This is a genomic window from Janthinobacterium sp. NKUCC06_STL (assembly GCF_019345455.1).
Classification (GTDB): domain Bacteria; phylum Pseudomonadota; class Gammaproteobacteria; order Burkholderiales; family Burkholderiaceae_D; genus Janthinobacterium; species Janthinobacterium rivuli.
In genome coordinates this window covers 163,872-189,518 of sequence record NZ_JAHKQY010000008.1, presented here as the reverse complement: position 1 = coordinate 189,518, position 25,647 = coordinate 163,872, and the positions used below count along the sequence as shown (strand labels likewise).

The window sequence follows — 25,647 nt, the reverse complement described above, 5'->3', positions numbered from 1 at the left end:
AGGCAGAGTCCGCATAGCAGCATCGGCGGAACCACCATTTGAGCGTGTAATCTATTAGGAAGTCAACATGAAAACATTTTCCGCTAAAGGACATGAAGTCCAGCGCGATTGGTTCGTGGTTGACGCGACGGACAAAGTCCTCGGACGTGTTGCCAGCGAAGTGGCACTCCGACTGCGCGGCAAACACAAACCAGAATTTACTCCTCACGTCGATACCGGCGACTTTATCGTCGTCATCAACGCAGGCAAACTGCGTGTGACCGGTACCAAAGCTACTGAGAAAATTTACTACCGTCACTCTGGCTATCCAGGCGGCATCTACGAAACCAACTTCCAGAAAATGCAACAGCGTTTTCCAGGTCGCGCGCTTGAGAAAGCGGTCAAGGGCATGCTGCCTAAAGGCCCACTCGGCTACGCAATGATCAAGAAGCTGAAAGTGTACGCGGAAGGTTCCCATCCGCACGCTGCTCAGCAACCTAAAGCACTTGTTCTCTAAGGAACTGACATGATCGGTAATTACAATTATGGAACCGGCCGTCGCAAAAGTGCAGTGGCTCGGGTTTTTATCAAAGTTGGCACAGGCTTGATCGTTGTTAACGGCAAACCAGCAAACGAATACTTTTCGCGCGAAACGGGTCTGATGGTCATCCGTCAACCACTGGAACTGACCGGCAATGTCGAGCGTTTCGACATCAAAGTCAACGTCCATGGCGGCGGTGAGTCGGGCCAGGCTGGTGCAGTTCGTCACGGCATCACCCGCGCTCTGATCGACTACGATGCAGCGTTGAAACCGGAACTGGCTAAAGCCGGCTTCGTGACCCGCGATGCACGTGAAGTCGAGCGAAAAAAAGTTGGTCTGCGCAAAGCACGTCGCGCAAAGCAATTCTCGAAGCGTTAATTTCTACGCTACAGCACCTTCCGGGGTGCTGGTCGAAAAGCCGCTGGACTTCGGTCCCGCGGCTTTTTTGCATTTCAGCGGGATACGCCGTTGCGCTGTAAAATACGCGGAAAACCCGCAGGGGCAGCGTTTCCCCTCATCTTTATGCAATCTTATGCAATCTATACACAAGGAAAGAACATGATCAAAGTTGGCATCGTCGGCGGCACTGGATACACGGGCGTGGAATTGCTGCGCTTGCTCGCTACCCATCCAGATGTCGAGTTGACGGCGATTACCTCGCGCAAGGAAGATGGCTTGCCCGTTGCTGACATGTATCCTTCCCTGCGTGGCCACGTGAAACTGGCGTTTTCCTCGCCCGATAAAGCCAATCTGGAGCAGTGCGACGTGGTCTTCTTTGCCACCCCGCATGGTGTTGCGATGGCGCAAGCACCAGCCCTGCTGGCCGCCGGCGTGAAAGTCATCGACCTGGCCGCCGACTTCCGTCTGAAAGACCAGGCCAAGTTCGAGCAGTGGTACAAGATTCCCCATACGGCGCCCGAGCTGATCGAACAGGCCGTGTACGGCTTGCCGGAACTGAACCGTGAAGACATCAAGCAAGCCACGCTGATCGCCAACCCCGGTTGCTACCCGACCACCATGCAACTGGGCTTTTACCCGCTGCTCAAGGCTGGCCTGGTCAATGCGGGCAGCCTGATCGCCGACTGCAAGTCGGGCGTGTCCGGCGCCGGCCGCAAGGCGGAAATCGGCATCCTGTTCTCGGAAAGCAGCGACAGCTTCAAAGCCTACGGCGTGGCTGGCCACCGCCACTTGCCGGAAACGACGGCGCAATTGCAGCGCTTCACGGATGAAAAAGTGGCGCTGACCTTCACGCCGCACCTGGTGCCGATGATACGCGGCATGCATTCGACCTTGTATGCGCAGCTGAACAAGGATGTCAGCAATGAGGAATTGCAAGTCTTGTTCGAAGAGCAATACAAGGATGAGCCTTTCGTCGACGTGATGCCATTCGGCTCGCACCCGGAAACGCGTTCTACGCGTGGCTCGAACATGCTGCGCCTGGCCTTGCACCGTCCTGAAGGCGGCAATACCGTCATCGTGCTGGTGGTGCAGGATAATCTGGTCAAGGGCGCGTCGGGCCAGGCCGTGCAATGCATGAACTTGATGTTTGGTTTGAAAGAAACGGCCGGTTTGCAACACATCGCCGTGATGCCGTAACGATAGGCGACGGTGCTTGCGCGGGTCCGGCGCCTTTTTGCCGGACCTGTGATAAATTGGACTGCCACGTACCCCGACAGGATGACGTTCATGTTCGAGCGCAACGCGAAAAACCCCATCGACACCTTGATCGGCGCTGCCACGCGGATCGAGGGCGACCTGCTGTTTTGCGGCGGCTTGCGCATCGACGGCCATGTGCGCGGCAATGTCACGGGCGAGCCGGGCGAGCCCACGTACGTGGTGCTGGGCGAGGCGGGCCGCATCGATGGCGAAGTGCGCTGCTCGAGCCTGGTCGTCAGCGGCGAGATCAATGGTCCCGTGTATGTGTCCGAAATGCTTGAAATCCAGCCAAAAGCCCGCATTGTAGGAGAGGTCTATTACAAGGTGCTGGAAATGCACAGCGGCGCCTTGGTGCAAGGCAAGCTCAGCCGGCACGACAGCGCCGACCCCGTGCTGCACCTGGCCGTATCGGAAATGTGAGCAGGAACAACACCGTCCAGCCGCATCAGCGGCGGCCGCAGCGCGACTTGCGCCAACAGTCTATAATGACTTAATGTTTTCTAGTAGGAGTGCCTGATATGAATGCCGTCGCTGAAATGCAAGATGTGATCCCTTCCCCTATTATCTTTACCGATAGCGCCGCTGAAAAAGTCGCGCAGCTGATCGAAGAAGAAGGCAATCCCGACCTGAAATTGCGCGTATTCGTGCAGGGCGGCGGCTGCTCCGGCTTCCAGTATGGCTTCACCTTCGATGAAATCGTCAACGAAGATGACACCACCATGGTCAAGAACGGCGTCCAGCTGTTGATCGATTCCATGAGCTACCAGTACCTGGTCGGCGCGGAAATCGACTACAAGGATGACCTGGAAGGCGCGCAGTTCGTGATTAAAAACCCGACAGCAACGTCGACCTGCGGTTGCGGTTCGTCCTTCTCCGTTTAAGTACTAAACGGGGCAAGCAAGAAAATAGCGGATCATCGATCCGCTATTTGTGTTTCTACATCTGCTCAACGCGGATACAGCGCACCGAGCACGCGTAAGCCCGCCGCGCCCGTCACTGCCGGCAAGTTGCCCGGCTTGCGCTGCGTAAAACGCCAGGCCAGCCACGCAAAGGCCAGCGCCTCGACCTGGCTCGGTGCCACGCCCAGCGCTTCTGTCGATTCCACCGCCATGCCCGGCAATGCACGGGCCAGCGCCGCCATCAGGCTGGCGTTTTGCGCGCCGCCGCCACATACATAGAGCGTTTCCGCCTGTGCGCCGTCGCGCAGGATGGCGTGCGCCAGGCTGGCGGCCGTCAGCTGCGTCAGGGTCGCCTGCACGTCGGCAGGCAGGGCGGCTGGATAGCTGGCCAGCTTGCTATTCAGCCAGTCGGCATGGAACAGGTCGCGTCCCGTGCTTTTCGGCGCCGGCAAGTCAAAATACGGGTCGTTGAGCAATTCCGCCAGCAGGGCGGGGATGACCTGGCCTGTCGCTGCCCAGGCGCCGTCGGCGTCGTAAGGCTGGCCCAGGTGTTGCAAAACCCATCCATCCATCAGCGCATTGCCGGGCCCCGTGTCGTAGCCCGTCACCGTGCCGTCCGCGTGCAGCACGCTGATATTGCTGATGCCGCCGATATTGGCCAGCACGCGCGTGTGGCCTGGTAAATTGAAAATGGCCTGGTGAAAAGCGGGCACCAGCGGCGCTCCCTGGCCGCCGGCCGCCACGTCGCGGCTGCGCAAGTCGGCGATGACGTCGATGCCCGTCAGTTCAGCCAGCAGGGCCGGGTTGTTCAGCTGGCGCGTAAAGCCCAGCTCGGGGCGATGGCGGATGGTCTGGCCATGTGCGCCGATGGCGGCGACGGCGTCCGGGCCGATCCCCGCGTTGCTCAGGAGCATGGCGACGCAATCCGCGTAATGGCGCACGAGTTGATTTGCCGCCAGCGCTTCGCGTTCGATTTCATTCTGGCCGGCACTTTGCAACGCCATCAGGTCGGCGCGCAGGCTGGCGGGGAAGGGAATGTACGCGTCGCCCAGGCTGCGCGTGCCGCCATCGTCGGAAAAGTCGACCAGCGCGCCGTCGACGCCATCGAGGCTGGTGCCCGACATTAAACCGATATACAGCATGGAGTGTTCCTTGAGTGCGTCAGTGATGGATGCATTGTGCCGGATTTTCCTGCACACATAAAACAAAGGCACCGGCCATTTGCATGGGCGGTGCCTTTATATGTTGCCCGAAGGCGGTGTTGCTTAGCGCGACGCCAGCGCCGTGTCGTTCGGACGCAGCAGGGTGAAGCGGTGCATCATGTCAGCCGATACCATGCGGAAGCGGCTCAGCTCGGCAGCCGTCAATGGCGCCTGGGCTTGTACGTTCAGCTTGCTTGGGTCTTGTGCCACGCCGCCAACGCGGAATTCATAGTGCAAATGGGCGCCCGTCGACCAGCCGGTGGTGCCGACGTAGCCGATCACATCGCCCTGGCTGACTTTTTGACCTTTTTTCAGGCCCGAAGCGAAGCGGCTCATGTGTGCGTAGGCGGTGGTGTAGTTGGCCCAGTGTTTCAGGACAACAACATTGCCATACCCATTTTGGCTGCCGACGGAATCGACCACGCCGTCGCCCGAAGCGCGGATAGGGGTGCCCGTTGCTGCAGCGAAATCGATGCCTTTGTGCGCTTTCCAGTTGCCGGAAATCGGGTGCACGCGCATGGAGAAGCCGGACGAGATGCGGGAGAATTCGAGGGGGGATTTCAGGAAGGCTTTTTTGAGGGACTTGCCGTCGAAACTGTAGTAACCGCCGCCTTGCTTGCTGGCTGGGTCTTCGAACCAAACGGACTGGTAAGTCGTGCCGCGGTTGGTGAATTCACCGGCCAGGATGCGGCCCGCTCGGACAAATTCGCCATCTTGCCAGAATGTTTCGTAGACAACATTGAACGAGTCGCCGCGTTTCAGGTCGGAGCGGAAGTCGATATTGGTGGAGAACATTTCCACGATTTGCGCGGAAATCGAGTCTGGCAGGCGGGTGCCGTCCAGGCTGGAGTCGGTGGCGGCGAACAGGGTGGAAGTAATCTTGCGCGCGTGCATTTCAACGCGGCGTTCCAGCTGGGCTGCCACTTCCGTGGCCACGAACTTGTCGCCCTTGCGGGTGATCAGGATGTTCTTGACCGATTTGTCCGTGCCGTCGACGAGGGTGGCGCGCATCCAGTTGAGGTCGCCGTTTTCGGACGTTTGCGCTTGTACGCGCTTGCCCGATTTCAGCAACATCACGCCGCGCGCGATCTTGTCGGTTTTGATGAAATTGGCGGCCACAGGATCATCCACGCCGAGACGTGTCAGCAGGGTGGCGAGGGTATCGCCAGCGCGGACTTTTTCTTCGTGGGTGAAATTCTGGTCGACCTGTTCCATCGCGGAAATTTGCGAAGCGAGATCAGGCATTTCCAGGTTCTGGGCGATGGACGTGACCGGCAGGTCGGATGCGTCGGGCGCCATGGGCGACACAGCGACCGCGCCGAAGGCGGCCACGGCGAGCAGCACCGCGGACGCACCAATAATGCGTGCCTTGCGGGTCGTCGTCAGCTGTGTGTACAAGCGTGAGCCTGTGATTTTATGTATAGGGTTCATGCAATCAGTTAAAATTTGCCCTTGAACGATTCGTGAACTAGTGCTCTTTGTTATTGTTATTTTGGTTCGTTTTCATACGGCAAGATTGATGGGATCGAGCATTATAGCAAACTCCGCAAACCTACTACCATTTTGAGATCTACAGTCAAATTTTATGGAAATCAACACCACCGCATCGCCTACAAAGGCTAACGCCGCTCAGACCGCGCTTGTGCTGTCGGACAGAGTACAAGAAGCCCTCGCGATTACCAAGCGTGGCGTCGACGAACTCTTGATCGAAAGCGAATTTGCGCAAAAATTAGCCCGCTCCGAGAAAACCGGTGTTCCACTGCGCATCAAACTGGGCCTGGACCCGACTGCACCCGACTTGCATCTGGGCCACACTGTCGTGCTGAACAAGATGCGCCAGCTGCAAAACCTCGGCCATCAAGTCATTTTCCTCATTGGCGACTTCACGTCCATGATCGGCGACCCTTCGGGCCGCAACGTCACGCGCCCGCCGTTGACCAAGGAACAGATCGAGATTAACGCGATGACGTATTTCGCGCAAGCATCTTTAGTGTTGGACGCCAGCAAGACGGAAATTCGCTATAACTCCGAGTGGTGCGATCCGCTGGGCGCGCGCGGCATCATCCAGCTCGCTTCCCACTACACGGTGGCGCGCATGATCGAGCGCGACGACTTCACCAAGCGCTTCCAGGGCGGCATTCCTATTTCCGTCCATGAATTCCTGTACCCGCTGATGCAAGGTTACGACTCGGTGGCCCTGAAATCGGACCTGGAACTGGGCGGCACGGACCAGAAGTTCAACCTGCTGGTGGGCCGCGAACTGCAAAAGCAGTATGGACAGGAGCAGCAGTGTATTTTGACCATGCCGCTGCTGGAAGGTTTGGACGGCGTGGAAAAAATGTCCAAGTCGAAGAATAACTACATCGGCATCACGGAACCGGGCAACACCATGTTCGCCAAGCTGATGAGCATTTCCGACGTCATGATGTGGCGCTACTACGAGCTGCTGTCGTGGCGCTCGATCGCCGAACTGGCGCAGCTGAAGCGCGAAGTCGAGGAAGGCCGCAATCCGCGCGATGCCAAGGTTGCGCTGGCGCAAGAGATCGTCGCCCGCTTCCACTCGCAGCAGGCGGCCGAAGATGCGCTGGCCGACTTCGTCAACCGCTCGAAGGGCGGCATCCCCGACGATATTCCGGAAGTGAGCCTGGCTGGCGCGCCGCTGGGCATCCCGCAACTGCTGAAACAGGCTGGCCTGTGCCCGTCCACGTCGGAAGCCATGCGCAAGATCGACCAGGGCGGCGTGCGCATCGATGGCACCGTCATCAGCGACAAGGGCTTGCAAGTGGCCGCCGGCCAGTTCGTGTTGCAAGTTGGCAAGCGCAGTTTCGCGCGCGTCACCTTGACGGCATGATCGCGCTGCTGCAGCGCGTGACCCAGGCGAAGGTCGATGTTGCCGGCGCCACCATCGGCGCCATCGACGCCGGCCTGATGGTGCTCGTGTGCGCGGAGCGGGGCGATACGGAGAAGGAGGCGGACGCCCTGCTGAGCAAGCTGCTCGGTTACCGCGTGTTTGCCGACGAGGCGGGCAAGATGAACCGCAGCGTGACGGACGTGGCCGGCGGCCTGCTGCTGGTGCCCCAGTTTACCCTGGCGGCCGACACCAAGTCCGGCACGCGCCCGTCATTCACGCCGGCGGCCGCGCCGCAGGACGGCTTGCGCCTGTTCACGCATTTCGTGGACCAGGCGCGCAGCCGCCATGCGACCGTGCAAACGGGGCAGTTTGGCGCCGACATGCAAGTGTCGCTCACCAATGACGGCCCCGTCACGTTCTGGCTACAAGTGAACGCAAAGCAATAACTATAAAGAGGAGCAAGCGATGAAATTGTGGAGCGAGACGTTTCGTGATGGCGGCCTGATGCCGGCCGACTATGCTTTTGCCGAGATCGATCCGGCCAGCCGCGTGCGCCTCGCCGGCAACCGCAATCCCCATCTGGCCTGGGACGAGGTGCCCAACGGCACCGAGTCGCTGGCCCTGTTTTGCATCGACCCTGATGCGCCGCAAGACGCCAGCCTGGCCAATGTTGAAGGCCAGGCCCTGTCGCTGACGGCGCTGCGCGGCGATTTTTATCATTGGAGCTTGCTCGATATTCCCCTGGCCATGCGCGCGATTGCCGCCGGAGAGTTTTCCAGCGGCATCACGCCGCGCGGCAAGGCTGCGAGTTCTGGCCTGCGCCAGGGCCTCAACGATTACACGGGCTGGTTTGCCGGCGATGCCGCCATGGCTGGCGATTATTACGGCTATGATGGCCCGTGCCCGCCGTGGAATGACGAGCGCATCCACCACTATATCTTCCGCCTGTATGCGCTCGACGTGCCACAGTTGGCCTTGCCCGAGCGTTTTACAGGGCAGCAAGCGCATGCCGCCCTGTACGGCCACATCCTCGACGAAGCCCAGCTCGTCGTCGCCTATTCGCTCAATCCCGAGTTGGCACTTACCCTGAAGAAATAAAGCATGAGCACCACGATTTTATTGATACGCCATGGCGAAACGGCCTGGAATGCGGGCCGCCGCCTGCAGGGCCATATCGACATCGCCTTGAACGAGGCGGGCCTGGCGCAAGCTTGCGCGCTGGGGCAGGCGCTGGCGGACGAACCGCTGGCCGCCATCCTCGCCAGCGATTTGCAGCGCGCGCGGCAGACGGCGCAAGCCGTGGCCGACGTGAAAGATTTACCCGTGCAAACGGACTCCTTGCTGCGCGAGCGCTGCTACGGCGCTTTCGAAGGCTTGCTGTATGCGGACATTGCCGCAAGCTATCCGCACGAGTATGCGCAATGGCAATCGCGCCAGATCGACGCCGTGATGCCGTCGGGCGAGCGCCAGGCCGAAAGTTTCCGCCAGTTTTATGCGCGCGCGAATGGCGCCATCGCCCGCTGGGCCCGGCAGTACGACGGTCAGACCATCGCCATCGTGGCCCACGGCGGCGTGCTCGAGTGCGCCTACCGCGAGGCGGTCGGCATGACGCTCGACAGCCCGCGCGACTTCCAGGTCAAAAATGCCAGCGTCAACCGTTTTTCTTACGCGGACGGCAAGCTGCATTTGGTGCACTGGGGAAATATCGAACACCTGAGCGCGCCCGCGATGGACGAGCTGGGCTAAGCCCTATAAGCGGCCCCATCGTCACTCTGACGCACTGAGCTAAAAAAATAGTGCTTATTAATTAGGCAGGGAATCGGTTAAAATAGCAGGTTCCTCCGTCCATTCCAGGTTCCTCAGTGCAAATCGGCCCTCACATTCTGCGCAATAACGTTTTCGTCGCTCCCATGGCGGGCGTGACGGATCGGCCTTTCCGCCAGTTGTGCAAGCAGTTGGGTGCCGGCTACGCCGTGTCGGAGATGGCGGCGTCGAATCCGCGCCTGTGGGCAACGGAAAAAAGCGCGCGGCGTACGGACCACGAAGGCGAAATGGAGCCGAAAGCCGTGCAGATTGCCGGCGCCGATCCGCAAGATCTGGCCGACTGCGCCAAGTTCAACGTGGACCGGGGCGCGCAGATCATCGACATCAATATGGGTTGCCCCGTCAAAAAGGTGTGCAACAGCTGGTGCGGTTCGGCCCTGCTGCAAAACGAAAGCCTGGTCGAAAAGATCTTGCACGCCGTCGTCAACGCCGTCGACGTGCCCGTCACCCTGAAATTTCGCACGGGCTGGAATCGCGAAAACAAGAACGCCTTGAAAATCGCCCGCATCGCCGAGCAAGCCGGCATCCAGATGCTGACCCTGCACGGCCGTACGCGCGCCGATGGCTACAAGGGCGATGCCGAATATGAAACCATTGCCGCCGTGAAAGCATCGGTGGGCATTCCCGTGGTGGCCAACGGCGACATTACCAGTCCGGAAAAGGCCCGCTTTGTGCTCGATCAAACGGGCGCCGATGCCGTCATGATCGGCCGCGCGGCGCAGGGCAGGCCGTGGATTTGCCGTGAAATCGACCATTTTTTGCGCACCGGTACTTTATTGCCGGCGCCGTACGTGGATGAAGTGCGTAGCCTGATGGATGAGCATTTGCGCGCCCATTACGCGTTTTACGGGGAATTTCTCGGCGTGCGCACGGCGCGCAAGCACATCGGCTGGTATGTGAAGGATCTGGAGGGCGGCGAAGCGTTCCGGCAGCAAATGAATTTGCTGGAGTCGACGGACGCGCAGTTGCTGGCCGTCGATCAATTTTTTGAGTCGCAATGGAAATTTGGCGAACGGTTACAATACCGCCTCTCCGAATCCAGTGAAAGTGGCCTGATCGATGTGATCAAACCGATGGCCACGGCAGCATGAGCAGATAGCAACAAGCAGGGTAGTCAGTTGTCGGCAGTACAAGGGCGAGCGCCTATACAGAGCGTCATGCAATATTAATTACAACACCGAGGCAAGAGGGCAGCACGCGGACCGCATGAGCGGCGCGGTGCCGGATGGCCAGGTGTTCAGCCGGTTGAAGCATACAAATGAGCAAAGAAAGCATTCAGGAAGTCGTACAGAAAAGTCTAGAAGATTACTTCAATGACCTGGGCGAACAGCAAGCATCGAATATCTACGACATGGTCGTGCTGACCGTGGAAAAGCCCATCCTGGAAGTCGTGATGACACGCGCCGATGGCAACCAGTCGCACGCCGCGCAGATGCTGGGCATCAACCGCAATACCCTGCGCAAGAAATTGCAGGAGCACGGTTTGCTGTAATGCCGGCATGCAAGTGACGCCAAGATTTGAATCCGCCGCAGCGGGCCCAGCCTGATAGCTGACCGCTGTGCCATTCGCCAAGAACACTTAACCACCTAGCCACAGCCATGATCAAACAAGCTCTCCTCTCCGTTTCCGACAAGACCGGCGTTCTCGAATTCGCCCGCGCCCTGTCCGCCCTCGGCGTCAACCTCCTGTCCACCGGCGGCACCGCCAAATTGCTGGCAGACAACGGTGTTCCTGTGACGGAAGTTGCCGATTACACGGGTTTCCCGGAGATGCTCGATGGCCGTGTGAAAACCCTGCACCCGAAAGTGCACGGCGGTATCCTGGCGCGCCGCGATTTCCCTGAACATATGTCGAAACTGGTCGAGCACGACATGCCGACCATCGACATGGTGGTGGTCAACCTGTACCCGTTCCAGGGCACGGTCGCCAAGGCCGATTGCACCTTGGAAGACGCGATCGAAAACATCGATATCGGCGGCCCGACCATGCTGCGTTCGGCAGCCAAGAACCACAAGGACGTGGTCGTCATCTGCGACCCGACCGACTACGACGCGGTGCTGGCGGAAATGCGCTCGGCCGACGGCAAGGCAGGCGACGTCAGCTATGACACCAAGTTCATGCTGGCGAAAAAAGTCTTTGCGCACACGGCGCAATACGATGGCGCCATCACCAACTACCTGACCAGCCTGGGCCCGACGAAAGTGCACGCCGAGCGCGGCGCTTATCCGCAAATCCTCAACGTGGCCTTTGAAAAAGTGCAAGACATGCGCTACGGTGAAAACCCGCACCAGAGCGCCGCCTTCTACCGCGACCTCGTCACCACCGATGGCGCGCTGGCCAACTATCGCCAGCTGCAAGGCAAGGAATTGTCGTACAACAACATCGCCGACGCTGATGCGGCCTGGGAATGCGTGAAGAGCATGGGCGGCTTCGAGCAGAGCGCCGCCTGCGTCATCGTCAAGCATGCGAACCCATGCGGCGTGGCCCTGGGCAAGAATGCGGCGGAAGCGTATGCGCGCGCCCTGCAGACGGACCCGACCTCGGCATTCGGCGGCATCATCGCCTTCAACACGGAACTCGACGGCGCCACGGCCGGCGAAATCGCCAAGCTGTTCGTCGAAGTGCTGATCGCCCCGTCGTTCTCCGCCGAAGCGAAACAGATTCTGTCGAGCAAGCAAAACGTGCGCATGCTGGAAATCCCGCTGGGCAGCGGCGTGCACGCCATGGACTTCAAGCGCGTTGGTGGCGGCTTGCTGGTGCAATCGCCGGACGCGAAAAACGTCGGTATCGGCGACTTGCGCGTGGTCAGCAAACTGCAGCCAACGCCGCAGCAACTGGCCGACCTGATGTTCGCCTGGAAAGTGGCGAAATTCGTCAAGTCGAACGCCATCGTCTTCTGCGGCAATAATATGACCCTGGGCGTGGGCGCTGGCCAGATGAGCCGTATCGACTCGGCCCGCATCGCTTCCATCAAGGCGCAAAACGCCGGCCTGTCGCTGACCGGTTCCGTCGTGGCGTCGGACGCCTTCTTCCCGTTCCGCGACGGCCTCGACGTCGTCGTCGACGCGGGCGCGACCTGCGTCATTCACCCGGGCGGCTCGATGCGCGACCAGGAAGTGATCGATGCGGCGGACGAGCGTGGCGTGGTGATGTTGTACACGGGCACGCGTCATTTCCGTCATTAATAATTGAACCCAACGGCAATGACCGGGGTCGGACCCTGAGGGTCCGACCCCAGATGTTGTTTTGGGTTGCTGCGACACAATACGGCAGGCACCGGTTATTCACCGGTGCCTGCCGTATTCATTATAGAATCTGGCGATGATTATTCTTGGCATCGATCCTGGCCTGCGCACGACCGGCTTTGGGGTCATTGAAAAACTTGGCAACAAGCTGCGCTATATCGCGTCGGGTACCGTCAAGACGGGTTCCGAAGGGGAATTGCCGCCGCGCCTGAAGGTCATCCTGCGGGGCGTGAGCGAGATCGTCGGCACCTACCAGCCCGATTGCGCTGCCATCGAAAAAGTGTTTGTCAACGTCAATCCCCAATCGACCTTGCTGCTGGGCCAGGCGCGTGGCGCGGCCATTTGCGCGCTCGTCCATGCTGACCTGTCGGTGGCCGAGTACACGGCGTTGCAAGTGAAGCAGGCTGTCACGGGCCACGGCAAGGCGGCCAAGGAGCAGGTGCAGGACATGGTGTCCCGGCTGCTGTCCTTGCCTGGCTTGCCCGGCTCGGATGCGGCCGATGCCCTGGGCGTGGCCATTTGCCACGCCAACAGCATCGATGCGCTGGCCATGCTCGGCGCGCTGGCGCCGCAACTGCAGGGTTTGCGTATGAAGCGCGGCCGTTTAGTAGGGTAGGCGCATGGCCCCCATATATATACACAACATTAGGAACACGCGATGATAGGCCGTCTCTCCGGTATTTTGCTTGAAAAGAATCCGCCACAATTGCTGGTCGATTGCCAGGGCGTCGGCTATGAAGTCGACGTGCCGATGAGCACCTTTTACAACTTGCCCCACGTGGGCGAAAAAGTCGTGCTGTTTACGCACCAGGCCATCCGCGAAGATGCGCATTTGCTGTTTGGCTTTGGCAATGCGGCCGAGCGTGCCGTCTTCCGCCAGCTGATCAAGATCACGGGCGTGGGCGCGCGCATGGCCTTGTCGATTCTCTCCGGCATGACGATTGCGGACCTGGCGCAAGCGATCACCCTGCAGGATTCCGGCCGCCTCGTGAAGGTGCCGGGCATCGGCAAGAAGACGGCGGAACGGCTGTTGCTGGAATTGAAGGGCAAGATCGGTGCCGATCTTGGTCCGCTGGGCGCGCACGCGGCGCCCGACGCGCAATCGGATATTTTGAACGCGCTCGTTGCGCTCGGTTACTCGGACAAGGAAGCGCTGGCCGCCGTGAAGAACGTGCCGGCCGGTACCGGCGTGTCGGACGGCATCAAATTGGCGCTGAAAGCGCTGTCGAAAGGCTGATAGGGCATGAGCATCCAGACCGACATCTTCACGGAACAGCGCATCATCGACGCGGCGCCCATCTCGCACAACGAGGAGGCGATCGAACGGGCCTTGCGTCCCAAGCAGCTCGATGAGTATGTCGGGCAGGAAAAGATCCGCGACCAGCTCGAGATTTTCATCACGGCCGCGCGCCAGCGCAAGGAAGCGCTCGACCACACTTTGCTGTTCGGCCCGCCGGGCCTGGGCAAGACGACCCTGGCGCACATCATCGCGCGCGAAATGGGCGTCAACTTGCGCCAGACTTCCGGCCCCGTGCTGGAGCGTCCAGGCGACCTGGCGGCGATCCTGACGAACCTGGAAGCGAACGACGTCCTGTTCATCGATGAAATCCACCGGCTGTCGCCGGTTGTCGAGGAAATTTTATATCCGGCGCTTGAGGATTATCAAATCGATATCATGATCGGCGAAGGCCCGGCCGCCCGTTCCGTGAAACTCGATCTGCAACCGTTTACATTAGTTGGCGCCACCACGCGCGCCGGCATGCTGACCAACCCGCTGCGCGACCGCTTCGGCATCGTCGCGCGGCTGGAGTTTTACAACACGGGCGAATTGACGAAGATCGTCACGCGCAGCGCCGCCTTGCTGAAGGCGCCGATCGACCCGGAAGGCGCGCACGAAATCGCCCAGCGCGCGCGCGGCACACCCCGTATCGCCAACCGCCTGCTGCGTCGCGTGCGCGATTTCGCGGAAGTCAAAAGCAATGGTGAAATCACCAAGGTGGTGGCCGACCGCGCGCTGGCCATGCTCGACGTCGATTCCGCCGGCTTCGATGTGATGGACCGCAAGCTGCTTGAAGCCGTGCTGTTCAAGTTCGGCGGCGGCCCCGTCGGCATAGGCAACCTGGCGGCAGCCATCGGCGAAGCGGCCGATACCATCGAAGACGTGCTGGAACCGTATCTGATACAGCAAGGTTTCCTGCAGCGCACGCCGCGTGGCCGTGTCGCCACGCCGGCCGCCTATTTGCACTTCGGCGTCAGCGCACCGCGCATGGGTCCGGGCGGCGAAGCGTGGGAACTGTGATGGTGCAAGAAGGTATGCCGGGTATGCAAATCTGGATCGACGCGGACGCCTGTCCCGTTGTCATCAAGGAAATCCTGTACAGGGTCGCCGACCGCCTGGAGTTGCCGCTCACCCTGGTCGCCAACCAGGGCTTGCGCGTGCCGCCCTCGCGTTTTATCCGTACCGTACAAGTGGCGTCCGGTGCCGATGTGGCCGACCAGGAAATCGTGCGGCTGTTGAATCCGGGCGACCTGGTCATCACGGGCGACATTCCGCTGGCCGCCGACGTGCTGACCAAGGGCGGTTTTGCGCTGAACCCGCGTGGCGAGTTTTACACGAAGGACAATATCGCCCAGCAACTGACGATGCGCGCCTTCATGGAAGAGTTGCGCAGCGGCGGCGTCGACACCGGCGGCCCGGCCGCCTTCAGCCCGTCCGACCGGCAGCAGTTCGCCAACAGCCTGGACCGGCATTTGAGCAAGCACCACCGCAAGCCGGCCCCGGCGCAGTAATCTGTGGACGAAAAAAAACCGGCGCAAGCCGGTTTTTTACGTGCATCTAACTTAGCGTGCAACTTTTTTCGTGCCCACCACTTCCACCGTGACGCGGCGGTTCTTGGCGCGGCCGGCGGCACTCGTGTTGTCGGCCACGGGCTGCGTTTCTCCCTTGCCTTCCGTGTAGACGCGGTTCGTTTCCACGCCTTGCGCCACCAGATAGGCCTTGACGGCTTCGGCGCGGCGCTGCGACAGTTTCTGGTTGTAGGCGTCCGGGCCGACGGCATCCGTATGGCCCACCGTGACGATGACTTCCAGATCCATGCCCGACAACTGGCCCAGCAACTGGTCCAGCGCCGCCTTGCCTTGCGGCTTGAGCGTCGATTGATCGAAATCAAACAGCGCTTCGGAGGCAAACGACACTTTTTCCGACACGGGGGCTGGCGCCGGTGCGGCCACGATGACGGGCGCCGGCATGGCGACGACAGGGGCAACTTCGGGCGCCGGCTGGTAGGCGGGCGTGGCGCTGGCCGGGCGGCCCAGTTTATACACGAGGCTGACGGAGTACAGGTCCGCATCGCCGCGGTTGCCGACGGCATCGTTCAGGCGATAGCGCTCGACTTCGCCGCGCAAGGCCAGTGCTTCGCTGAACTTGTATTCCAGGCCCAGGCCCAGCTTGGCGTTGAGCTTGCGCTCGCTGGCATGGGTATTGGTCGAACCCAGCAGGCGGTTGCCGCTGAATTCCGTGTTGGTCTTGGTGTAGTGCATGCCGACACGGCCCAGCAGGGACAGGCGCTGCGACAGCGGCAGCTGGCCCAGCAAGTCCAGGTTCACGCCGCGAAAGCCCGCTTGCCCGTTCAGCACGCCGTTGCCGCTGGTGCTCGACTTGAAGTCGAACTTGCCCAGGTCAAAGTAGCCCGCTTCCACGGCGAAATACTGGTTCAGCTGGCGGCCGACAAACAGTTTATAGCCGGTGTCGCGCTGGTCCTTGGTAAAACCGGTAACGGTTTCGCCGTTGGCGGCCAGGCTGGCGCGCAGGCGCGGCTCGTCGATGTTGGCGCGCGACTGGCCCACGCCCGCGCCGATGTACCAGGCGCTGTTGGCCCAGTCCGGGTTGATGAAAGTGTTGTCCTGCGCCTGCGCCGATTGCGCCGCCAGCAAGGCGCCGGTCATGACGCTCAGTGCGCCCAATGTGTGTGCGATAGTCATGGTCATGTCCCGGTTATTTGGTGATCTGGTTATTGCGCAGGGTAACGGCAGCAGCCGTCAGCACGCGGCCATTGAGCAGGGTCGTGTTGTCGCCCACCGTGATGGCAGCCGACTGGCCCAGGATATTGCCCTTGAAGACGCTATTCGCGGCCAGGGTGGTCGGGCCGACGGGCAGCCAGCTGACGTTGTCGGCCGTGGCGCCATTGTTCAGGGCAACCACCGAGTTGACGGTCGAGTTCAAGGTCAGCGCCGTGCGGAAGATGTACACGCCAGGACCGTTCAGTGTCAGGGTGCCCGTGATGCTGATGGCGCCCGCATAGCAATACACGCCGGGACCGAAGGTCTGGCCACCGAGGTCGATGCCGCCGGCAAAGCTGACGTCGCAGGTACGGCTGTTGCCGTCCGTGATCGCCGCCTGCAGGTCCGTCATGGCACCGGCCAGGATGGCACCTGACTTGTAGTTGGTAAAGCCGGCCGCCTGGGTCGGATCGGTGGTCTGCGACGGCGCACCGACGTCGCCTGTGATCAGGGTGGTGCCGCCCGAATTATTCGTGATCGAAGTGCCGGCCAGTACGCCGAACGGTGCCGCGCGGCCCAGGATGATCGGGTTCAGGACGGGCGGGATGGCCACTGCCGTGACGGTCAGCAGCGCGCTGCCCGACTGGCCGCCAGCGGTGGCCGTGATGCTGCTGGTGCCGGCGGCGATGCCGGTGGCGACGCCCATGTTCAGTACGCTGGCGTTGGCAACCGTGCCCGAGGTCCAGGCGGCGCCGTTGGTGATGATGGCGTTCGAGCTGTCCGAATACGTTGCGGTGGCAATGAATTGTTGCGTGGCGCCGACAGCGATGCTGGCGGTGGCCGGCGTGACGGCGATGCTGACCACGGTAATGGCAGGCACGGTGACGGTGGTGCTGGCCGTCTTGCCGTTGAAGCTGGCATTCATGACGCTGCTACCAAAGATAACGCCGGTGACGAGGCCGCCGCTGGCGACGGTGGCCGAGGCTGGCGTAGCGGACAGGAAGCTGCTGCCGGCCGTGACGTCAGCGCTGCTGCCATCCGAATACGTGGCAATGACGGCCAGCTGGCGCGTCGCGGCGACTGGCACGGTCGGGTTTTGCGGCGTGACGGCGATCGACAGCAGGGTCGCTGGCGTGACGGTCAGCACGGTGCTGGCGCTCTTGCCGCCAAACGCGGCGCTGATGCCGCTGCTGCCGACAGCGATGCCGGTACTCAAGCCTGTGGCGGCATTGACGGTCGCGCTGGCCGGCGTGGCCGACGTCCAGGCCGACTTGGCGCTGACGTCTTGCGAGGAGCCGTCGCTATACGTGGCGATGGCCGTGAATTGCTGGCCCGCGCCGATGGCGACCGTGGCCGTGGCTGGCGTGACGACGAGGCTGGACAGGGTAGCGCCCGGCAAGCCGAGGATGGGATCGCGCCCCTGGTCGCCGCCGCCGCAGCCGGCGAGGGCGGCCATGGTCAGCAAGCCTGCCGAGATGAGCAGCGGGTTCAGATATCGCTTGAAGAGATTCATATAATTCCTTTGTGCATGGCAGTCATTGCCGGACATCCGCGGATGGGGTCATCCGGCAGAGCCATGCCGCCTGTCGCTACAGGGCGATGGCGTCACAGGCATGCACTATTTCATTTAGGAAACTTCAAGTATGTTCGGTGGCGCGCATAGCTGGTCTCTGGCTGCGAATGGGTTCGAAAGGACACGATTCGGCCTGAAAAACAACGCCAGTGTGCGCAAGGCAGGCGCAAAAAAGCCGGCGCATGGCCGGCTTCGACAGGGCGGGGTGGTTGCTTACTCTTCGCGCACCCACGTCTGCGAGCGGCCAAACATCGGCACGCCGACATAGCCGCGCACTTGCAGCTTGGTGCCGCCTTCAATCAGCTCGGCCTTGCTCTTGTAGACCTTGCCGGTGGCCGGGTCCGTGATCTCGCCGCCCGTCCATTCCTTGCCGTCATATTTCAGACCGGACAGGATCACCAGGCCGATGATGGGCTGGTCCTTGTTGGCGCCCGCGCACTTGTCGCACTTGGGATTTTGATCTTCATTCGGGGCACGGAACAGTTTTTCGATCTTGCCTTGCAAGACGCCGTTGTTTTCCGTGATGACGACGAGGGATTTCGGCTTGCCGCTGGCGTCGTCGATGGTTTTCCACGTGCCCACGGGGGTATAGTTGCCATCGCGCGCGGTGGCGCTGCCGGCGATGGCCAGGGCGGCCACCAGTACACTTGCTTTGAATACTTTATGCATCGCTAGTCTCCATTGGTTTTTTGATCGTGTCACGAACAGTTATATACCAAGGCAAGACCAGCAGTGCTGCGCGGCGTCACTGGGACGGCCGCGCAATCCTTCCAAACTTGCCTTATGCGCTGGCTAGTTTAGCAAACTGTTCGCGCAGTTTTTCAATTGTCGCCGAAAAACTGAGCAAACGCTCGTTTTCTTGCGCAACAATGGCGGCCGGAGCGCGCGCGACAAAGCTTTCATTGCCCAATTTGCTGTTGACTTTGGCAATTTCCGCTTCGATGCGGGCGATTTCCTTGCCCAGGCGCTCACGTTCGGCAGCCACGTCGATTTCCACTTTCAGCATCAGCTTGGTGGTGCCGACGATGGCGACGGCTGCTGGCGAGTCCGGCAACGCATCGACGATCTGCACTTCCGCCAGCTTGCCCAGCGACTGGATGTACGGTGCGTACGACGCCAGCGCGGCCTTTTCAGTGGCATTGCCCGCTTCGACGATCAGCGGCACGCGCACGGAAGGCGAGATCTGCATTTCGCCGCGCAGGTTGCGCGTCGCGTCCGTCAAGGCTTTCAGCTGCTGCATCCACGCTTCCGCGCTTTCATCGATCTTGTCGGTGTTGGCGATCGGATACGGCTGCATCATGATCGAATCGCCTTCGGCCTTCAAGGTCTTGCCGGCCAATGGCGCCACCGTCTGCCACAGGGCTTCCGTGACGAACGGGATGATCGGATGGGCCAGGCGCAGCACCACTTCCAGCACGCGCAGCAAGGTGTGGCGGGTGGCGCGCTGCTGGCCTTCCGTGCCTTGCTGTACTTGCACCTTGGCTACTTCCAGGTACCAGTCGCAATACTCGTCCCAGACGAATTTGTAGATCGATGCGGCGATATTGTCGAAACGGAAGTCTTCAAAGCCCTTGGCCACGTCCAGTTCCGCCTTTTGCAGCAGGGAAATAATCCACTTGTCCGCCTGCGACAGGTCGGCGTCATTTGGCGTGCAATCTTTTCCTTCCGTATTCATCATGACGAAACGGGTGGCGTTCCACATCTTGTTGCAGAAGTTGCGGTAGCCTTCGCAGCGGCCCAGGTCGAAATTGATGTTGCGGCCCAGCGAGGCATAGCTGGCCATGGTGAAGCGCACGGCGTCCGTGCCGTAGGCCGAAATGCCTTCCGGGAATTCCTTGCGCGTCGCCTTGGTGATCTTTTCCGCGTCGCGCGGGTTCATCAGGCCCGTGGTGCGCTTGACGATCAAGCCTTCCAGGTCGATGCCGTCGATCAGGTCGATCGGGTCCAGGGTGTTGCCCTTCGACTTGGACATTTTTTGCCCTGTCGAATCGCGCACCAGGCCGTGCACGTAGACGGTTTCAAACGGCACCTTGCCCGTGAAATGCGCCGTCATCATGACCATGCGCGCGACCCAGAAGAAGATGATGTCGAAACCCGTCACCAGCACGGACGATGGCAGGAACGCCTTCATGTCCGGCGTTTCTTCCGGCCAACCCATGGTCGAGAACGGCACCAGGGCCGACGAGAACCACGTGTCGAGCACGTCGTCGTCGCGTTTCAGCGGCCCCGTGCTGCCGGCCGCCTGCGCCTTGGCTTGTGCCTCGGCTTCCGTCTTGGCAACGAAGATATTGCCGGCGTCGTCGTACCACGCCGGGATTTGATGGCCCCACCACAGCTGGCGCGAGATGCACCAGTCCTGGATGTTGTTGAGCCACTGGTTGTAGGTGGTGCTCCAGTTTTCCGGCACGAACTTGATTTCGCCGTTGGCGACCTTGTCCAGCGCCGTTTCGGCGATCGACTTGCCTGGGAAGAACGTGCCTTCCGGGGCCGGCTTGCTCATGGCGACAAACCACTGGTCCGTCAGCATCGGCTCGATGACGACGCCCGTGCGGTCGCCGCGCGGCACCATCAGCTTGTGCGGCTTGACTTGCTCGAGCAAGCCTTGCGCGTCGAGGTCGGCGACGATCTGCTTGCGCGCGGCAAAGCGGTCCATGCCGCGGTAGGCTTCCGGCGCGTCGTCCGTGATCTTCGCGTCCAGCGTCAGGATGACGATCTGCGCCAGTTTATGGCGCTGGCCCACGGCGTAATCGTTCATGTCGTGCGCAGGCGTAATCTTGACGCAGCCGGTGCCGAATTCCTTGTCGACGTATTCGTCGGCGATGATGGGGATTTCGCGGTCGCTCAAAGGCAGTTTCAGCATCTTGCCGACCAGCGGCAGGTAGCGCTCGTCCGTCGGATCGACGGCCACGGCCACGTCGCCCAGCATGGTTTCAGGACGCGTGGTGGCCACCGTCAGGAAACCGCTGCCGTCGGCCAGCGGGTACTTGATGTACCACATCGAGCCGTCTTCTTCTTCGGACACCACTTCCAGGTCGGACACCGCCGTGCCCAGCACGGGGTCCCAGTTGACCAGGCGCTTGCCGCGGTAGATCAGGCCTTGCTCGAACAGGCGCACGAAGACGTCGGTGACGACTTTCGAGCGCGGCTCGTCCATCGTGAAGTATTCGCGCTGCCAGTCGGCCGAGGCGCCCAGGCGGCGCATTTGCCCGGTGATGATGGAACCGGATTTTTCTTTCCATTCCCACACTTTTTCCACGAACTTCTCGCGGCCCAGGTCATGGCGCGAAATCTTTTGCGCGTCCAGCTGGCGTTGCACGACGATTTGCGTGGCGATGCCCGCGTGGTCGGTGCCCGGTATCCAGGCCGTGTTGTGGCCCAGCATGCGGTGGTAGCGGGTCAGGCCATCCATGATGGTCTGGTTGAACGCATGGCCCATGTGCAGGGTGCCGGTGACGTTCGGCGGCGGCAACTGGATGCTGAAGGAAGGTTTTCCGGCATCGAGGGTGGCGGTGAAGTAACCGCGCTGTTCCCACTCGGTGCGCCAGAATTGTTCAATGTCGGCGGGCTCGAAAGACTTGGCTAATTCCATGATTTGGCGTGTGATTGGCAAAAGGAACCATTATAAGGGGTGCATAAAGCATGCGCAGCAAATAGCGGGCCTGGATGAGCCGAAAAGCCGCGCACGATTGAGCAATATTGCTGCATTGTATTTTTTCTAAGCTATCATCTTTGCAACATTATTTGAAAACTCAGGCAATCATGAAAAAATTGTGGCAATTGGCCGTGCTCGGCGCTGGATTGGCTGCCGGTGGCGCGTGCGCCGGCGTTCCGGAAGGAATGGCGTCTTTCCAGCGCGGGCGCTGCGTTGACGCCGTGGCCCAATTGCGCGGACCTGCGCTGGGCGGCAATATCAAGGCGCAAAAGGTTCTCGGCGATATCTACGCGGGCGCGGAGCGGTGTTCGGACGTGGCGCGCAGCGATGCCGATGCCGTGCGCTGGTATCTGCTGGCGGCCAAGCGCGGCGACCGCGTTGCTCAGGAGGAACTTGTTTCCCTGTATACGAGCTGGTCGGGCAGCATGCGCAATCCCGCGCGCGCGCTGCCCTGGCTGCGCAGCCTGGCGTCGCAGGGCGCCGGCGAGCCGATGGCGGAACTGGCGAAAATGTATGAAGAGGGCGAAGGCGTGTCGGCCGACAAGGTGTTGTCGCATGCGCTCAGACTGCTGGCGCTACAGGACAAGGAATGGAGCGGCGCAGCCGAGCTGGAAAGGTATCTGCCGGCACGCCGCAACGCGATGTCGCCGGACCAGGTCGACGAAGCCGTGCGCCTGGCCGGCCTTTGGCGGCGCGGCATGTCCTTGCCGGCGACGTCGCTGACGGGGCGGCGCTCGCCGCAGGACTGGTACCTGCGCGCCGCCGAGGGCGGCGACATGGACGCCGCCTACCAGCTGGGCATTCGGTGTTGCAACGGAGCAGACGGCCTGGATGAAAGGCAGGCCGTCCGCTGGCTGCGCAAGGCGGCCGAAAGCGGCAACGCCAAGGCCCAGTTGCAACTGGTCAAGGTGTACGGCATGGGTTGGGGCGTGCCGCAGGACTATGTGCTCGCCTCCATGCTGAGCCAGCTTGCGGCGGCTGGCGGGGAGCCGGGGGCCGCCGCCAGCGTGGCGGGCTGGGCAAAGGCGATGAACGCGGCGCAAAACGCTGAGGCGGATCAGCTGGCGCGGGCGTGGAAGGTGGGCATGCCGCTGCCTGAGGTCTCGGTGCACGGCATGGAACGCATGATCCATTATGTGAGCGTGGCGCGCGACAAGCTGCCGCCGACGCCCGAAGTGCGGGCGCTGTTCGATGCCGCCAGCGAGGGCGATGAAGCCGCCTTCGGCCAGCTGCTCGCCGGCGTCGCCCTGCCGGGCGCCTACCGGATCGGCTCGAGCACCCTGCTGCACACCTTGATCTTGCCCGCGTACAGCCTGGTTGAAGCCGAATCGGCATGGCAGAAGGCGCAGCCGCGTCTGGACGATCATCTGCTGCAACAAGTGCAGCGGCGGGCGCACCGCCAGGCGCAACGCGAGCGTCACGCGGCGCTGCTGCCGGCCAGGCTGCGCATGATGACGCTGCTGTTGCAGCGCGGCGTGCCGGTCGGCGAAGGCACTGGGGGCAATAGCGTCGCGCCCCTGCATCTGGCGGCCATGTACGGCAACGCCGCGATGGTGCGCCTGTTGCTGGCCCATGGCGCCGATGTGCGGCACTACGGCGCCGGAAATGAAACGCTGGCGCCGCTGGAATACGCGCTGCAGCAGGAAGACGCGGACATGCTGCCGGAATTGCTCGACGCGGATGAACGCACGGCAAACATGATCGCCTTGCTGGACGCTGGTTCGGGCCTGCCCTATCTGGTGGGCGACCAGCGCATGGAAGAGCTGCGCCAGGCAGAGAAAAAGACGGCGAAAGACGGCGCGGCGCGGCCAGCCGAACGGCCGCTGGCCGATCACATGCTCTGGGGGCGCTTGCTGGGCCTGACGCGCGGCACCGAAGTGCTCGATAAAATGCTGGCCACCGGCACCACGCCCGAGATCTACGACGAGGGCAAGTCGCTGTACGCCTACGCCGCCGAAGCGGGCAACGCCGGCGCGCTGGACTGGCTCAAGCAGCGCGTGCCCCGGCATGACGCGAAGGGAAAGGACCGCTGGCTCGACGCCGCGATGCGCGCCATGTACAACCATCAGCCGGCGTCCGAGGAGGTGCTGCGCCAGCTGGTGATGCCCGGCATGCCGTGGAAGCAAGCCGGTCCCGCAGTCGACGACTTTCATATGAGCAAACTGAAGACGCTCGACGCGCTGCATCTGGAAACGGAAACCCTGCTGTGGCATGCCGTGCGCAGCCAGCGGCCTGACTGGGTCACCCGCCTGGCCGCGATGGGTGCGCCCGTCGTCAGCGACGGCTATCGTCCGCCCTTGCTGGCGGCCGTCGAAAATAGTGACGCGGCGATGGTCAAGCTGCTGCTGGGCCTGGGCGCCGACCCGCTGGGCGGCGAGTTCCCCGTCTTGAGGATGGCGCTGAAACTGAAGCCGACGCCGGAAAATAATACCGTGCTGACCTTGCTGCTGGCGGCCGTTGCGGCGCGCCAGCCGCTGGCAGACATCAAGTGGTCGCCGCTGGACGAGGCGCTGCGTTCCGTGCGCGATGCGGCCGGCGTCGAGCGGGTACGCCTGATGCTGGCGGCCGGCCTGCCGGCCAGCCAGTTGGGCAACAACGCCGCCGTGCTCGCCGTACAGTCGCGGCAGCGCGCACTGGCGCCGCTGTTGCTGGAACACGGCATGTTGCGGCGCGCCGACGGTGTGCGGCGCGCGCCGGGCGATGCGGTGGTGCTGCGGCAGGCGCTGCGGGCGCAGCGCGGCGATCTGCTGCCGCGTCTGCTGGACCTGGGGCTGGACCCGAACTGGCGCGGCGCCAATCAGAAGAGCGCGCTGGAGCAGGCTATTCTCAGCGGCAATATCGAGGCCGTGCGCCTGTTCCTCGCGCGCGGCGCACGGATCGATGACGGCACGGAGCACCCATGGGGTGGCGCGCTGGACCTGGCCGCCGTCAGTCTCAATACCGATATGCTGGCGCTCGTCACGCGCGACTGGACGCTGTCGCTGGAGAAGGTCTGCCTGCCGGACACGCCGAACCTGATCGACGTCGTCATGAACGCGTCCGATGCGTATTGGGACTTGCTGCTCAAGCATGGATTTTCCAGCGCGCCGCCGCAGTGCGAGCACGCCATGGCGCCGCGCCTGATCACCGCCTTTGCCGAGGAACCGGGGCTGATCCTGGCCGGCTGGCTGGGCCAGCGCTTCGCTGCGCGCCTGCCGCGCCTGGCCGGCAGCCTGCGGCAACTCGCGCCGCAGGACTGGAGCGCGCTGCGCGCCGCGGGACGCGCCGACATGCTGGCCATCCTGGCGGCCGGCGGCTGGCGGGTGCCGCCTGCGCAGCTTGCGGCTGCGCCCGTACACAAGGACAAGGCTGCCGACCTGGTGCTGCGACAGCGCTTGCCGGGACGCTACACCATGGGGCGCCGGACCGAGGTCGCGTCGCAGATCGTGCTGCGTGCCGACGGGCGTTTCAGTTACCAGATGGTGTACGGCGCCGATGAGCAAGCGGCGCAGGGACGCTGGTCGGTGCTGGATGGCGAGCTGCTGCTGCAGGGCGACGGGAAGTCGCCCGATGCACCGTTTGCGCTGTTGCCGCCGCAGCCCGGCGACGCCACCACCGGCCCGGCCCGCATCATCGTCGAATATCGCAACGAGGCCGTGCCCGATATCGGCCTGGCGGCGCTCGGCGATGCGCCCGCGTTTGCCAAAGGCGTCAGTGGCACGCAGCCGTGGCAGGTGCCGTTTGCCGGGCCGCTGCGCCATCTGGCGCTGTCCCATCCGGAAGCGGGCTTTGCCACGGTGGCGCTGCCGGCCCGGCAAGGCCTGTTGCGTTTTGCGCTGTATCCGCCGCGCTCGGGCATGCGGGACTTTCATGCCGTCATCGGCATCGGGGATGACACACTGGCCTGGGATCGCGACGGGCAAATGCTGTCGTACGACAAGGTGAAGTAAACGCGGCCATATGGCCGTGTTTGGCGGCCTGGCGAGTCGTTTTCCTGCAACAGAACGGGGATCAAGGCGCTGCCGATGCTATAATTCTGGCCCCGGCGCCTCCTGCCCCATCCTTGCGGACGGCGCCAGCAGACGCGGTTGTATTTACGTTGCATATCCAGCACTCGTCCGCGTCTCAAGGCCAGCGCATCCGCGATGCCAGCCATCTTCAGAGCGTCCCCTTCGGGCCGGGCGCCTGAGCCACGCGCACCGCCAGCGGTGCACCATTCACGGCGGAATCAACGCGGCGCATCATT

The 25,647-nt window shown here is 62.1% G+C and carries 23 protein-coding genes; 17 read left to right on the top strand and 6 right to left on the bottom strand.

Annotated features, from left to right (window positions below; all coding sequences use genetic code 11):
• The first annotated feature begins 67 nt into the window (after positions 1–67).
• From rplM to erpA, 5 genes are all read left to right on the top strand, one after another.
• Positions 68–496, top strand: coding sequence for a 50S ribosomal protein L13 (rplM, locus tag KO539_RS22690; protein ID WP_010393282.1), 429 nt, complete (start codon positions 68–70; stop codon positions 494–496).
• Between the two features lie 9 nt (positions 497–505).
• Positions 506–898, top strand: coding sequence for a 30S ribosomal protein S9 (rpsI, locus tag KO539_RS22685; RefSeq protein WP_010393285.1), 393 nt, complete (start codon positions 506–508; stop codon positions 896–898).
• A gap of 180 nt (positions 899–1,078) precedes the next feature.
• Positions 1,079–2,116, top strand: coding sequence for an N-acetyl-gamma-glutamyl-phosphate reductase (gene argC, locus KO539_RS22680; protein ID WP_219311872.1), 1,038 nt, complete (start codon positions 1,079–1,081; stop codon positions 2,114–2,116).
• Positions 2,117–2,206: 90 nt separating this feature from the next.
• Positions 2,207–2,596 (top strand): polymer-forming cytoskeletal protein, encoded by a 390-nt coding sequence (locus KO539_RS22675; RefSeq protein WP_035828615.1) that lies wholly within the window; start codon positions 2,207–2,209, stop codon positions 2,594–2,596.
• 98 nt (positions 2,597–2,694) lie between these two features.
• On the top strand, positions 2,695–3,057 hold the full coding sequence (gene erpA, locus KO539_RS22670) for an iron-sulfur cluster insertion protein ErpA (RefSeq protein WP_029496047.1): 363 nt from the start codon (positions 2,695–2,697) through the stop codon (positions 3,055–3,057).
• A 65-nt stretch (positions 3,058–3,122) separates the two neighbouring features.
• Here the strand turns inward: erpA and KO539_RS22665 are convergent, their stop codons facing one another.
• Together KO539_RS22665 and KO539_RS22660 are read right to left on the bottom strand one after the other, a co-directional pair.
• Complete coding sequence (locus tag KO539_RS22665; RefSeq protein WP_176389147.1) at positions 3,123–4,217, bottom strand: anhydro-N-acetylmuramic acid kinase; 1,095 nt, start codon at positions 4,215–4,217, stop codon at positions 3,123–3,125.
• Between the two features lie 123 nt (positions 4,218–4,340).
• Positions 4,341–5,708, bottom strand: coding sequence for a M23 family metallopeptidase (locus KO539_RS22660; RefSeq protein WP_099403330.1), 1,368 nt, complete (start codon positions 5,706–5,708; stop codon positions 4,341–4,343).
• 154 nt (positions 5,709–5,862) lie between these two features.
• Between KO539_RS22660 and tyrS the strand changes: the two genes are divergently transcribed.
• From tyrS to KO539_RS22605, 11 genes are all read left to right on the top strand, one after another.
• Positions 5,863–7,128: a tyrosine--tRNA ligase gene (gene tyrS, locus KO539_RS22655; RefSeq protein ID WP_035824578.1), complete on the top strand. Its 1,266-nt coding sequence runs from the start codon at positions 5,863–5,865 to the stop codon at positions 7,126–7,128.
• On the top strand, positions 7,125–7,574 hold the full coding sequence (gene dtd, locus KO539_RS22650; protein WP_099403329.1) for a D-aminoacyl-tRNA deacylase: 450 nt from the start codon (positions 7,125–7,127) through the stop codon (positions 7,572–7,574). The genes tyrS and dtd overlap by 4 nt, the downstream gene beginning before the upstream one ends.
• A 19-nt stretch (positions 7,575–7,593) precedes the next feature.
• A complete protein-coding gene (locus KO539_RS22645; protein ID WP_219311871.1) occupies positions 7,594–8,226 on the top strand; it encodes a YbhB/YbcL family Raf kinase inhibitor-like protein in 633 nt (210 codons plus the stop codon).
• Between the two features lie 3 nt (positions 8,227–8,229).
• The gene (locus tag KO539_RS22640) at positions 8,230–8,874 is read left to right on the top strand and encodes a histidine phosphatase family protein (RefSeq protein ID WP_219311870.1); all 645 of its coding nucleotides are present in this window, start codon (positions 8,230–8,232) and stop codon (positions 8,872–8,874) included.
• 116 nt (positions 8,875–8,990) lie between these two features.
• Complete coding sequence (dusB, locus tag KO539_RS22635; protein WP_219311869.1) at positions 8,991–10,043, top strand: tRNA dihydrouridine synthase DusB; 1,053 nt, start codon at positions 8,991–8,993, stop codon at positions 10,041–10,043.
• A 167-nt stretch (positions 10,044–10,210) separates the two neighbouring features.
• Entirely contained in the window at positions 10,211–10,444 is a 234-nt protein-coding gene (locus KO539_RS22630) for a helix-turn-helix domain-containing protein (protein ID WP_008445162.1), read from the top strand.
• 107 nt (positions 10,445–10,551) lie between these two features.
• The gene (purH, locus tag KO539_RS22625; RefSeq protein ID WP_035824592.1) at positions 10,552–12,138 is read left to right on the top strand and encodes a bifunctional phosphoribosylaminoimidazolecarboxamide formyltransferase/IMP cyclohydrolase; all 1,587 of its coding nucleotides are present in this window, start codon (positions 10,552–10,554) and stop codon (positions 12,136–12,138) included.
• A 136-nt stretch (positions 12,139–12,274) separates the two neighbouring features.
• Entirely contained in the window at positions 12,275–12,814 is a 540-nt protein-coding gene (gene ruvC / locus KO539_RS22620) for a crossover junction endodeoxyribonuclease RuvC (protein WP_099403326.1), read from the top strand.
• Positions 12,815–12,856: 42 nt separating this feature from the next.
• Complete coding sequence (ruvA, locus tag KO539_RS22615) at positions 12,857–13,435, top strand: Holliday junction branch migration protein RuvA (RefSeq protein ID WP_035824598.1); 579 nt, start codon at positions 12,857–12,859, stop codon at positions 13,433–13,435.
• 6 nt (positions 13,436–13,441) lie between these two features.
• Positions 13,442–14,497 carry a Holliday junction branch migration DNA helicase RuvB gene (gene ruvB, locus KO539_RS22610; RefSeq protein WP_035824600.1) on the top strand — a complete coding sequence of 352 codons (1,056 nt, stop codon included), beginning with the start codon at positions 13,442–13,444 and terminating at the stop codon, positions 14,495–14,497.
• 23 nt (positions 14,498–14,520) lie between these two features.
• Positions 14,521–14,988, top strand: a complete 468-nt coding sequence (locus KO539_RS22605) for a YaiI/YqxD family protein (protein ID WP_219311868.1) — start codon at positions 14,521–14,523, stop codon at positions 14,986–14,988.
• A 51-nt stretch (positions 14,989–15,039) separates the two neighbouring features.
• On the opposite strand, the gene KO539_RS22600 is transcribed toward KO539_RS22605, so the two are convergent.
• The 4 genes from KO539_RS22600 to KO539_RS22585 form a co-directional block, all read right to left on the bottom strand.
• Positions 15,040–16,179, bottom strand: a complete 1,140-nt coding sequence (locus KO539_RS22600; RefSeq protein WP_219311867.1) for an OmpA family protein — start codon at positions 16,177–16,179, stop codon at positions 15,040–15,042.
• A gap of 13 nt (positions 16,180–16,192) precedes the next feature.
• The gene (locus KO539_RS22595; protein ID WP_219311866.1) at positions 16,193–17,710 is read right to left on the bottom strand and encodes an ice-binding family protein; all 1,518 of its coding nucleotides are present in this window, start codon (positions 17,708–17,710) and stop codon (positions 16,193–16,195) included.
• 273 nt (positions 17,711–17,983) lie between these two features.
• On the bottom strand, positions 17,984–18,439 hold the full coding sequence (locus tag KO539_RS22590; protein ID WP_035824603.1) for a DUF2147 domain-containing protein: 456 nt from the start codon (positions 18,437–18,439) through the stop codon (positions 17,984–17,986).
• Between the two features lie 112 nt (positions 18,440–18,551).
• Complete coding sequence (locus KO539_RS22585) at positions 18,552–21,359, bottom strand: valine--tRNA ligase (RefSeq protein WP_099403323.1); 2,808 nt, start codon at positions 21,357–21,359, stop codon at positions 18,552–18,554.
• Positions 21,360–21,529: 170 nt separating this feature from the next.
• On the opposite strand from KO539_RS22585, the gene KO539_RS22580 reads away from it, so the two are divergent.
• A complete protein-coding gene (locus tag KO539_RS22580) occupies positions 21,530–25,351 on the top strand; it encodes a tetratricopeptide repeat protein (protein ID WP_219311865.1) in 3,822 nt (1,273 codons plus the stop codon).
• Positions 25,352–25,647 lie beyond the last annotated feature (296 nt).

Bases quoted from the DNA above. Each gene is read 5' to 3' on its own strand.
- rplM (WP_010393282.1), top strand. From the start codon at position 68: ATGAAAACATTTTCCGCTAAAGGACATGAAGTCCAGCGCGATTGGTTC.
- rpsI (WP_010393285.1), top strand. From the start codon at position 506: ATGATCGGTAATTACAATTATGGAACCGGCCGTCGCAAAAGTGCAGTG.
- argC (WP_219311872.1), top strand. From the start codon at position 1,079: ATGATCAAAGTTGGCATCGTCGGCGGCACTGGATACACGGGCGTGGAA.
- KO539_RS22675 (WP_035828615.1), top strand. From the start codon at position 2,207: ATGTTCGAGCGCAACGCGAAAAACCCCATCGACACCTTGATCGGCGCT.
- erpA (WP_029496047.1), top strand. From the start codon at position 2,695: ATGAATGCCGTCGCTGAAATGCAAGATGTGATCCCTTCCCCTATTATC.
- KO539_RS22665 (WP_176389147.1), bottom strand. From the start codon at position 4,217: ATGCTGTATATCGGTTTAATGTCGGGCACCAGCCTCGATGGCGTCGAC.
- KO539_RS22660 (WP_099403330.1), bottom strand. From the start codon at position 5,708: ATGAACCCTATACATAAAATCACAGGCTCACGCTTGTACACACAGCTG.
- tyrS (WP_035824578.1), top strand. From the start codon at position 5,863: ATGGAAATCAACACCACCGCATCGCCTACAAAGGCTAACGCCGCTCAG.
- dtd (WP_099403329.1), top strand. From the start codon at position 7,125: ATGATCGCGCTGCTGCAGCGCGTGACCCAGGCGAAGGTCGATGTTGCC.
- KO539_RS22645 (WP_219311871.1), top strand. From the start codon at position 7,594: ATGAAATTGTGGAGCGAGACGTTTCGTGATGGCGGCCTGATGCCGGCC.
- KO539_RS22640 (WP_219311870.1), top strand. From the start codon at position 8,230: ATGAGCACCACGATTTTATTGATACGCCATGGCGAAACGGCCTGGAAT.
- KO539_RS22630 (WP_008445162.1), top strand. From the start codon at position 10,211: ATGAGCAAAGAAAGCATTCAGGAAGTCGTACAGAAAAGTCTAGAAGAT.
- purH (WP_035824592.1), top strand. From the start codon at position 10,552: ATGATCAAACAAGCTCTCCTCTCCGTTTCCGACAAGACCGGCGTTCTC.
- ruvC (WP_099403326.1), top strand. From the start codon at position 12,275: ATGATTATTCTTGGCATCGATCCTGGCCTGCGCACGACCGGCTTTGGG.
- ruvA (WP_035824598.1), top strand. From the start codon at position 12,857: ATGATAGGCCGTCTCTCCGGTATTTTGCTTGAAAAGAATCCGCCACAA.
- ruvB (WP_035824600.1), top strand. From the start codon at position 13,442: ATGAGCATCCAGACCGACATCTTCACGGAACAGCGCATCATCGACGCG.
- KO539_RS22605 (WP_219311868.1), top strand. From the start codon at position 14,521: ATGCAAATCTGGATCGACGCGGACGCCTGTCCCGTTGTCATCAAGGAA.
- KO539_RS22600 (WP_219311867.1), bottom strand. From the start codon at position 16,179: ATGACTATCGCACACACATTGGGCGCACTGAGCGTCATGACCGGCGCC.
- KO539_RS22595 (WP_219311866.1), bottom strand. From the start codon at position 17,710: ATGAATCTCTTCAAGCGATATCTGAACCCGCTGCTCATCTCGGCAGGC.
- KO539_RS22590 (WP_035824603.1), bottom strand. From the start codon at position 18,439: ATGCATAAAGTATTCAAAGCAAGTGTACTGGTGGCCGCCCTGGCCATC.
- KO539_RS22585 (WP_099403323.1), bottom strand. From the start codon at position 21,359: ATGGAATTAGCCAAGTCTTTCGAGCCCGCCGACATTGAACAATTCTGG.
- KO539_RS22580 (WP_219311865.1), top strand. From the start codon at position 21,530: ATGAAAAAATTGTGGCAATTGGCCGTGCTCGGCGCTGGATTGGCTGCC.